The sequence below is a fragment of the Phenylobacterium sp. genome, from assembly GCF_030654915.1.
Lineage (GTDB): Bacteria > Pseudomonadota > Alphaproteobacteria > Caulobacterales > Caulobacteraceae > Phenylobacterium.
In genome coordinates this window covers 1-8,645 of the sequence record NZ_JAURWM010000316.1, presented here as the reverse complement: position 1 = coordinate 8,645, position 8,645 = coordinate 1, and the positions used below count along the sequence as shown (strand labels likewise).

The 8,645-nt window shown below is 64.8% G+C and carries 9 protein-coding genes; 1 reads left to right on the top strand and 8 read right to left on the bottom strand.

All coding sequences use genetic code 11. The features are described 5' to 3' along the window. The 3 genes from Q7T84_RS16665 to Q7T84_RS16655 form a co-directional block, all read right to left on the bottom strand. Nucleotides 1–1,272: pyruvate dehydrogenase complex E1 component subunit beta (locus tag Q7T84_RS16665; protein ID WP_304811054.1), on the bottom strand; the 1,272-nt coding region annotated here is incomplete at its 3' end. Beyond that, nucleotides 1,269–2,315 (bottom strand): pyruvate dehydrogenase (acetyl-transferring) E1 component subunit alpha, encoded by a 1,047-nt coding sequence (pdhA, locus tag Q7T84_RS16660; RefSeq protein ID WP_304811052.1) that lies wholly within the window; start codon nucleotides 2,313–2,315, stop codon nucleotides 1,269–1,271. The genes pdhA and Q7T84_RS16665, both read right to left, overlap by 4 nt. Before the next feature lie 74 nt (nucleotides 2,316–2,389). After that, the gene (locus Q7T84_RS16655) at nucleotides 2,390–2,686 is read right to left on the bottom strand and encodes a septum formation initiator family protein (RefSeq protein ID WP_304811056.1); all 297 of its coding nucleotides are present in this window, start codon (nucleotides 2,684–2,686) and stop codon (nucleotides 2,390–2,392) included. 96 nt (nucleotides 2,687–2,782) lie between these two features. Between Q7T84_RS16655 and Q7T84_RS16650 the strand changes: the two genes are divergently transcribed. Beyond that, entirely contained in the window at nucleotides 2,783–3,940 is a 1,158-nt protein-coding gene (locus tag Q7T84_RS16650) for an MFS transporter (protein WP_304811050.1), read from the top strand. Here the strand turns inward: Q7T84_RS16650 and eno are convergent. The 5 genes from eno to secG all read right to left on the bottom strand — a co-directional run bounded on the left by eno (nucleotide 3,937) and on the right by secG (nucleotide 8,310). After that, complete coding sequence (gene eno / locus Q7T84_RS16645) at nucleotides 3,937–5,220, bottom strand: phosphopyruvate hydratase (protein WP_304811048.1); 1,284 nt, start codon at nucleotides 5,218–5,220, stop codon at nucleotides 3,937–3,939. The two genes, Q7T84_RS16650 and eno, sit on opposite strands and share 4 nt — an antisense overlap. Before the next feature lie 187 nt (nucleotides 5,221–5,407). Then, nucleotides 5,408–5,590, bottom strand: coding sequence for a 50S ribosomal protein L32 (gene rpmF / locus Q7T84_RS16640; protein WP_056734414.1), 183 nt, complete (start codon nucleotides 5,588–5,590; stop codon nucleotides 5,408–5,410). Nucleotides 5,591–5,681: 91 nt separating this feature from the next. After that, nucleotides 5,682–6,038, bottom strand: coding sequence for an MmcQ/YjbR family DNA-binding protein (locus Q7T84_RS16635; RefSeq protein WP_304811043.1), 357 nt, complete (start codon nucleotides 6,036–6,038; stop codon nucleotides 5,682–5,684). 41 nt (nucleotides 6,039–6,079) lie between these two features. Further along, a complete protein-coding gene (locus Q7T84_RS16630) occupies nucleotides 6,080–7,720 on the bottom strand; it encodes a CTP synthase (protein ID WP_304811042.1) in 1,641 nt (546 codons plus the stop codon). Nucleotides 7,721–7,875: 155 nt separating this feature from the next. Further along, nucleotides 7,876–8,310, bottom strand: coding sequence for a preprotein translocase subunit SecG (gene secG / locus Q7T84_RS16625; protein ID WP_304811040.1), 435 nt, complete (start codon nucleotides 8,308–8,310; stop codon nucleotides 7,876–7,878). Between the last annotated feature and the right edge of the window lie 335 nt (nucleotides 8,311–8,645).

The following is an 8,645-nucleotide window of genomic DNA, read 5'->3' as shown; positions in this document are numbered from 1 at the left end:
GGCCGGCGGTGCGTCATGGTAGTCGATAGCGTCCTCGACCTCCTTGGCGCAGATGTAGGCGCCGTCGCCCTTGGGGCCCCAGCCTTCCTCCACCGTGACCTGCCGGTTGGTCTTCTTCACCGAATTGACGATGGTCTCGGTGTCCATGGGCCGAAGCGTCCGCAGGTCGATGACCTCGGCCTCGATCCCCTCCTCGGCCAGCTTTTCCGCCGCCTGCAGGCAGAAGCCCACCATGCGCGAATAGGCCACCAGGGTGACGCCGGTCCCTTCGCGGCGGATCTTGGCCTTGCCGATCGGCACGACCCAGTCGATACCCTCCGGTACGTCGAACTCCTGGCCGTAGAGCATCTCGTGCTCCAGGAAGACCACGGGGTTCGGGTCGCGGATGGCGGCCTTCATCAGCCCCTTGGCGTCGGCGCTGTCGTAGGGCGCCACCACCTTGAGGCCGGGCACGTGAGCGTACCAGGCGCCGTAGTCCTGGCTGTGCTGCGCGCCGACCCGGGCCGCCGCGCCGTTCGGTCCGCGGAAGACGATCGAGGTCTTGATCTGGCCGCCGGACATGTAGAGCGTCTTCGCGGCCGAATTGATAATATGATCAATGGCCTGCATCGCGAAGTTGAAAGTCATGAACTCGACGATCGGCTTCAGGCCGGCCATGGCCGCGCCGACGCCCAGGCCGGCGAAGCCGTGCTCGGTGATCGGCGTGTCGATCACCCGCTTGGGGCCGAACTCGTCCAGCAGGCCGCGGCTGACCTTATAGGCGCCCTGGTACTGGGCGACTTCCTCGCCCATCAGGAACACCTTGTCGTCGCGGCGCATCTCCTCGGCCATCGCGTCGCGCAGGGCGTCACGGATGGTTGTTTTCACGAGCTTCACGCCCTCAGGGAGCTCAGGATCGCGCAGTTCGACTTTCGGCAGCACGGGAGCCGAAGCCTCGCCTTCCGGCTGAACTTCGACCGCCTCGGGAGCCTTCTTTTCCAGATCGCCGGCGGCTTGCGCAGGAGCCTCTGCCTTGGGCGCACTGGCGGCGGCGTCATCACCGGACAGTCGCGCGATCGGGGTGTTGACCTTGACCTCCTCGGTGCCTTCCGGAACCAAGATCTCCTCGATCACGCCTTCGTCGACCGCCTCGACCTCCATGGTCGCCTTGTCGGTCTCGATCTCGGCGATCACGTCGCCGGAGCGAACGGTGTCGCCCTTTTTGACGTGCCACTTGGCAAGGGTGCCTTCCTCCATCGTTGGGGAAAGCGCAGGCATCAGGACGTCGGTCACTCGGCGGCCTCCAGATAGACGTCCGTATAGAGCTCCGAAGGCTCGGGCTCGGGCGAGGTGCGGGCGAATTCCGCGGCGTCGGCGACGATCTTCTTCACCTCGGCGTCGATGGCCTTCAGCGAGGCCTCGTCGGCCCAGCCCTTCTTGGCCAGCAGTTCTTGCAAATGGTCGATCGGGTCGCGGGTCTTGCGGACCTCGTCTACCTCGTCGCGGGTCCGGTACTTGGCCGGGTCGCTCATCGAGTGGCCGCGATAGCGGTAGGTCTTCATCTCGAGAATGTAGGGGCCCTTGCCCGAACGGGCGTGGTCGGCGGCTTTCTTGGCTGCGGCTTTCACGGCCAACACGTCCATGCCGTCGACTTCCTCACCCGGAATCCGGAACGAGGCGCCGCGCTTGTAGAGATGGGTTTCCGACGATGAGCGCTCGATCGAGGTGCCCATGGCGTACTGGTTGTTCTCGATCACGTAGACGACCGGCAGGTTCCAGAGCTGAGCCATGTTGAAGCTCTCGTAGACCTGCCCCTGGTTGGCCGCGCCGTCGCCGAAATAGGTGAAGGAGACCTTCTTGTTGTCGCGGTAGTGGTTGGCCAGCGCCAGGCCGGTGCCCAGCGCGACCTGCGCGCCGACGATGCCATGACCGCCGTAGAAGTCCGCCTCGGTCGAGAACATATGCATCGACCCGCCCTTGCCCTTGGACGAACCGCCGGCGCGACCGGTGAGTTCGGCCATGACTTCACGAGGATCCATGCCGCAGGCCAACATGTGGCCGTGATCGCGGTAGCCGGTGATCACCTGATCGCCCTGCTCCTTGATCGCCTGAACACCGACCGCGATGGCTTCCTGGCCGATATAGAGGTGGCAGAAGCCACCGATCAGACCCATGCCGTAAAGCTGCCCCGCCCGCTCTTCAAAGCGGCGGATCAACAACATATCGCGGTAGTACTTGAGGAGCTCGTCCTGCGTCACGGGGCTGTCTGCGGCGCCGCTGATACCGGTGTCATTACTTTTCCGCTTAGCTGCGGAGCCTGCCTGCCCACGCGCCATCCGTCTCTCCCGTAGGAATGCATTTCGCGGTTAAGCTCCGCGTGTCCGTAGCGTTTTGAACGTTCGAATCCGCCCTAAGGCTTCACGCGGATCACATAGTCGTTCGGATGCCCGAAACCTAGCAGGGAACGGGCACGTTCTTCCAGTAGGTCGGCCGACAGGCTGTTGTCGCGCAGCAGGCGGGCACGCGCCTCCAGATCCTGCCTCTCAGTGCTCAGCTGGGCCAGCTCCCGCGACTTTGCCGCGAGCGTCGCATCCCTTTGCGTGGAAGACAAAAGGCCGCGATCGCCGGTGAAGGCGTGGAACCCGAAGTAGAAAATCAGGAACGCTAGGGCCGCTGTCGGCAGATATGAGCGAAGGCGCGCAAACACTTCGAATCCAAGACTCCTCGTCAAATTCATCTCACGCAATCGTGCTTAATTAACGGTTACAGTCTCCCGCTGAAGTGGCGGAAACGGGGAAAAATCGTGCGCGGCGTCCTGGCCAAGATCTACGCCTACAAGGCCCTGGACGACCTTATCCTCATCTATCCGCTCTACGCGGTCATGTTCGTCGATCATGGCGTCTCGCCGAGCCAATTGGCCCTCCTGTTCGCCGTCTGGTCGGCGGTCGGCCTGGCCTTGGAGGTTCCATCCGGGGTGCTTGCCGACCACCTGCCGCGCAAGCATCTGCTAGCCGCCGGCCAACTCATCCGGGCGGCCGGCTACGCCTGTTGGCTGCTGTTCCCGAGCGTCTGGGGATACCTCGCAGGGTTCGTCCTGTGGGGCGTCAAAGGCGCTCTGCAATCGGGCGCTTTCGAGGCCCTGGTCTATGACGAGCTGGATCGGCGCGGCGCGTCTCACGCCTACGCCAAGGTCATCGGGCGCGCGCGGGCTGCGGGGATCATCGCTATTCTGGTCGCGATGCTGGCGGCCGTGGGTGTCCACAAGCTTGGCGGCTACCAGCTTTTGATGGTGCTCAGCATCGCCGTGGTGATCGTCGCGGCGGTTGTCGCCATCACCCTGCCCTCGGCGCCTCGGGTGCAATCGACCGGCGAGGTCGACTATGCGGCGCACCTGAAGCAGGCCTTAAGGGAAACGCTGCGCACCCCGGCGATCCTGCGGCCGATGCTGGTCGTGGTGACACTCTGGACGCTTGGCGGGTCGCTGGACGAATTCTGGGGGATCTATGGCGAGGAGGCCGGCCTCAGCCGCGACGCCATCCCAGTCTATTACGCCGCCACCTATGCGACCTCGGCGGTGGCCGCGGCCCTGGCCTATCGCCTGAGCGGCGTTCGCACGGCCGCGCTCTACGGGGTCGTCATCCTGGCCGGCGGCGTACTGATGGCGGCGGCCCATCTGATGAGCCCGGCGGGAATGCTCTTGCTGGCCGCGTTCGCCGGCCTGGTGAAGTTGATCGACATCAACTTCGAAACCCGGATGCAACACGCCATCCCGACCGAGCGTCGCGCCACCATCGCCTCGTTGGCGGGCTTCCTGTGGACGTTAGGCTCGATCGGCCTCTACCTCGCCTTCGGCCAGATCGCCGAGCGCTGGTCGTATGCAGCGGCGTTCATGACCTTTGGCGTGGTGATGGCGCTGAGCGGCGCGGCCTTTCTGTTCAGCCGCGCCTTTCGCAGGATCTAGAGGCGCTTCAGCGCCTTGGCGCCGAGATAGATCGCCTGGTCGCCCAGCTCTTCCTCGATCCGCAGCAGTTGATTGTACTTGGCGGTCCGGTCGGAGCGCGACAGCGAGCCGGTCTTGATCTGACCGCAGTTGGTGGCGACCGCAAGGTCGGCGATGGTCGCATCCTCGGTCTCGCCCGAGCGGTGGCTCATCACGGCCGTGTAAGCGGCGCGGTGGGCCATGTCGACGGCGTCCAGAGTTTCCGACAAGGTGCCGATCTGGTTGACCTTCACCAGGATGGAGTTGGCCAGGCCCATCTCGACGCCCAGCTTCTCCAGACGGGCCGGGTTGGTGACGAAGAGGTCATCGCCCACCAGTTGGATCTTGCCGCCCAGTTTGTCGGTCAGCAGCTTCCAGCCCTCAAGATCGTCCTCCGCCATGCCGTCTTCGATCGAGACGATTGGGAACTTGGCGACCAGGCCGGCCAGGTAGTCGACCATGCCCGCCGGATCCAGGGTCTTGCCCTCGCCGCCCAACACGTACTTGCCGTCCTTGAAGAACTCGGTCGAGGCGGCGTCGAGGCCGAGCTGGAAGTGCTCTCCGGCCTTGAAGCCCGCGGCCGCGCCGGCCTTGACGATAAAGGCCAGGGCCTCTTCAGCCGAACCGATGTTGGGGGCGAAGCCGCCCTCATCGCCGACATTGGTGTTGTGGCCGGCGTCGGACAGCGCCTTCTTCAGCGCATGGAAGATTTCCGCCCCCATGCGCAGGCCTTCGGCGAAGGTGTCCGCGCCGGTCGGCAGGATCATGAACTCCTGGATATCGATCGGGTTGTCGGCGTGGGCGCCGCCGTTGATGATGTTCATCATCGGCACCGGCAGCACGCGAGCCGAGACGCCGCCGACATACTTGTAGAGCGGCAGGTCGGCGCTGATCGCCGCGGCCTTGGCCGCCGCCAGGCTGACGCCCAGGATCGCGTTGGCGCCAAGACGGCTCTTGTTGGGGGTGCCGTCCAGTTGGATCAGCAGGGTGTCGAGACGGCGCTGGTCTTCGGCGTCAAAGCCCGAGAGCGCGTCGTAGATCTCGCCATTGACGGACTCGACGGCCTTCAGGACGCCCTTGCCCCCGTAACGGCTCTTGTCACCGTCACGCTTCTCGACCGCCTCGTGGGCGCCGGTGGAGGCGCCCGACGGCACCGCGGCGCGGCCCAGCGATCCGTCTTCCAGAATGACGTCCACCTCGACCGTCGGATTGCCGCGGCTGTCCAGGATTTCCCGGGCGATGATGTCGACGATCTCGGTCATGGAAGCTCCTGGATTGGGCGGAAATATGCGCGCCCCTTTAGCCAGCTTCGGACTCGGTGGCAATCTTGGGCCAGGCGCCAGGCGCGAAGCGCGCATGCAAAATCCCCCGCCCGGGATCCCGGACGGGGGATTTAGACAGCTCAGACCTTCAAGGGCTCAGGCGCGCGAGCGCGGCCCTCGAGAAGGACTAGTCTTCCTTCGGCGTGATGACCTGACGGCCCTTGTACATGCCGGTCTTCAGGTCGACGTGGTGGGGGCGCTTCAGTTCGCCGGTTTCCTTGTCTTCGACATAGGAATTGGCGCCCAGGGCGTGGTGCGAACGCCGCATGTTGCGCCGCGACGGGGATACTTTGCGTTTCGGAACGGCCATGGGGAATCTCGCAGGCGTAAAATGGAGAAGGCGGCCGAAACGACAGGCCGCCGACGTGAGCGCGGGTGTATGCCGGAAATCGGTCCGGGTTTCAACCGTCCTTGTAAACCCCTGTAGAAACAGCGGCTAGGAGGCGTTTTGGCGCAACCTGGGCCCATCCCATCGCCATCAGATCGGCGAATCGCCCGGTCTCGATCTTCTCGAACCAGATGAAGGTCGAGCCGCTGCGGCCCCAGTAACCGGGCACGGGCTCGACCACGCCCGGGTCCGCCTCGCTGAGATTGCGCTGATCCTCTGGATCAAGCTTCAGCATGGCGCGCGGGCGATCCTGGTGGATCGTACAGAAGATTTTCTTGCCCACGCGAAACGACGGCATGCCGTGATGGTCGGCCTCATAGGCCTCCGGCTGGTCGAGCGCGATGCGTCGGACGTCGTCGCGGGTGAGCATCACCGGAGGATAGCGCCCTCCCCCGGCCATGGGAAACCGCCTCAGACTAGGCGCGAACGTTCCTTGGCCGCGCCGATGAAGCTGGCGAACAGCGGGTGCGGATCGAACGGCCGGCTCTTCAGCTCGGGGTGGAATTGCACGCCAACGAACCAAGGATGGTCCGAGCGCTCGCAGATCTCCGGCAGCACGCCGTCCGGGGACAAGCCCGAGAAGGTCAGGCCAGTGTTCTCGATAGCCTCGCGGTAGCCGATATTGACCTCGTAGCGATGGCGATGGCGCTCGCTGATCTCGGTGCCGCCATAGATCGCCGCCACCTTCGAACCCGTTGTCAGCACCGCGTCATAGGCCCCAAGCCGCATGGTGCCGCCGAGGTCGTCGCCCTCTTTGCGGGTCTCGCGCTCATTGCCGCGGGTCCACTCGGTCATCAGGCCGACGATGGGTTCGGAGGTCGGGCCGAACTCGGTGGACGAGGCGTGCTTGATGCCCGCCAGGTTCCGGGCCGCCTCGATCATCGCCATCTGCATACCGAAGCAGATGCCGAAATACGGGACTTCGTGCTCACGCGCGAACTGCACTGCGCGGATCATGCCTTCCGAGCCGCGCTCCCCAAAGGCGCCGGGCACCAGAACGCCATGCACGCCCGTCAGGCGCTCGGAGATCAGGCCCTCCTCGCGCTCGAAGGCTTCGCCCTCGATCCAGTCGAACTTGACCCGGACATTGCTGGCGACACCGCCATGCACCAGGGCCTCGATCAGCGACTTATAGGCGTCGGTCAGGGCGGTATACTTGCCAACAATGGCGATGTTCACTTCGCCGTCGGGGTTGGTCAGGGTGTGCGAGATCCCCTCCCAGCGCGACAGGTCGGGGGCCGGGGCGCTGTCGGACAGGCCGAACACCGACAGGACTTCGCGGTCCAGGCCCTGAGCGTGGTAGTCGAGCGGCACGTGATAGATGTTCGACGAGTCCATCGCCTGGATCACGGCGCTCTCGCGGACATTACAGAACTGACCGATCTTGCGGCGCTCGCTGGCCGGGATCGGCTGCTCGCAACGGCAGAGCAGGATGTCCGGCTGGATGCCGATCGAGCGCAGTTCCTTGACGGAGTGCTGGGTCGGCTTGGTCTTCATCTCGCCGGCCGTTTTGATATACGGCAGCAGCGTCAGGTGGATGTAGCAAGCGTGGCCGCGCGGCAATTCCTGGCCCAGCTGGCGGATCGCCTCGAAGAACGGCAGGCCCTCGATGTCGCCGACCGTGCCGCCGATTTCGACCAGCACGAAATCGACGCCCTCGCCCGGATCGGACAGAACGAAGTTGCGGATCTCGTCGGTGACGTGCGGGATCACCTGGACGGTCGCGCCCAGATAGTCGCCGCGACGTTCCTTCTCGATGATGGTCTTGTAGATCTGCCCGGTCGTGATGTTGTCGGCCCGGGTGGCGTTCACGCCCGTGAAGCGCTCGTAGTGCCCCAGATCAAGGTCGGTCTCAGCGCCGTCGTCGGTCACGAAGACCTCGCCGTGCTGGTAGGGACTCATCGTCCCCGGATCGACGTTCAGATAGGGATCGAGCTTACGCAGGCGGACTTTATAGCCACGAGCCTGCAGCAAGGCGCCGAGAGCGGCGGAAGCGAGACCTTTTCCCAAGGAGGAGACCACGCCGCCGGTGATGAAAATGTACCGGGTCATGGGCGTTCAGGTTAGCCGTGATTCGCGTTGGGCGCCCTGCGGCGATTCGCCGAAGGCTACGGAAAGTGTGGACAGAGACGCGGCGAGACGCGCGCGCAAACGCAGAGTGAGCCGCCGAGGCGGCTTTTGGGAAGGTCTCACGATCACTCTGGACGTTAGGGGTTGGACGGCGCGGGCGCGGCGGGCTGCTGAGCATCGCCGGTGAAGGGATTGCGAACCTGCGGCGTCGGCGCGGTCAGCGGGGCCGGTGCGGCGCTAGGGCTGGTCGGCGCCGGCGCGGAGGGCTGCGGCACGGTCGGGCGGTTCAGGCTGTTGGGATCGATACCTTCAACCTTCACCCGGTCGACGACCGAGGAGGCGCCGCGCTCACGGCCGGCCAGCATGGTCAGCGTCAAGCTGAGGATGAAGAAGATCGAACCCAGGATCCAGGTCGTGCGGGTCAGCAAGTCGCCGGCCCCACGCGCGGTCATGAAACCGGTGCTGCCGCCGCCCATGCCCAGCGCTCCGCCTTCCGAGCGCTGCAACAGGACGACCGCGATCAACGAGATGCAGACGATGACGTGGATGGTAAGCAGAATGCCGAGCAGCATTGATATATCCGATGCCTTCGGGCGGTCGCCCCGCCGAAATGAAGCGCGCGCTCTACCATCAGGCGGCGCACAAGACCATAGCTAGGGCGTCGCATCGCCTCGGCCAAGTCCAAGAAACTGGACATCGGCGACCAAGACCCGCCCCGCGGCCCCATCCAGTGCGACGACGAACATCGCAATCGCCGGCTTTTCCGGCCTCCCATTGCAACGCTGGGCTTCCTATCTTCAGTATGAAGACGGGAGACCTCCGATGCCCAACCCCATTCGGCCGACCGGCTTCGACCACATCGTCCTGCGCATCATCGACAAGAGCGCGATGGTGGCGTTCTACACCG

Excerpts from the sequence above, each read along its gene's own strand:
- pdhA (WP_304811052.1), bottom strand. The coding sequence starts at position 2,315 with ATGGCGCGTGGGCAGGCAGGCTCCGCAGCTAAGCGGAAAAGTAATGAC.
- eno (WP_304811048.1), bottom strand. The coding sequence starts at position 5,220 with ATGACCGAGATCGTCGACATCATCGCCCGGGAAATCCTGGACAGCCGC.
- rpmF (WP_056734414.1), bottom strand. The coding sequence starts at position 5,590 with ATGGCCGTTCCGAAACGCAAAGTATCCCCGTCGCGGCGCAACATGCGG.
- Q7T84_RS16635 (WP_304811043.1), bottom strand. The coding sequence starts at position 6,038 with ATGCTCACCCGCGACGACGTCCGACGCATCGCGCTCGACCAGCCGGAG.
- Q7T84_RS16630 (WP_304811042.1), bottom strand. The coding sequence starts at position 7,720 with ATGACCCGGTACATTTTCATCACCGGCGGCGTGGTCTCCTCCTTGGGA.
- secG (WP_304811040.1), bottom strand. The coding sequence starts at position 8,310 with ATGCTGCTCGGCATTCTGCTTACCATCCACGTCATCGTCTGCATCTCG.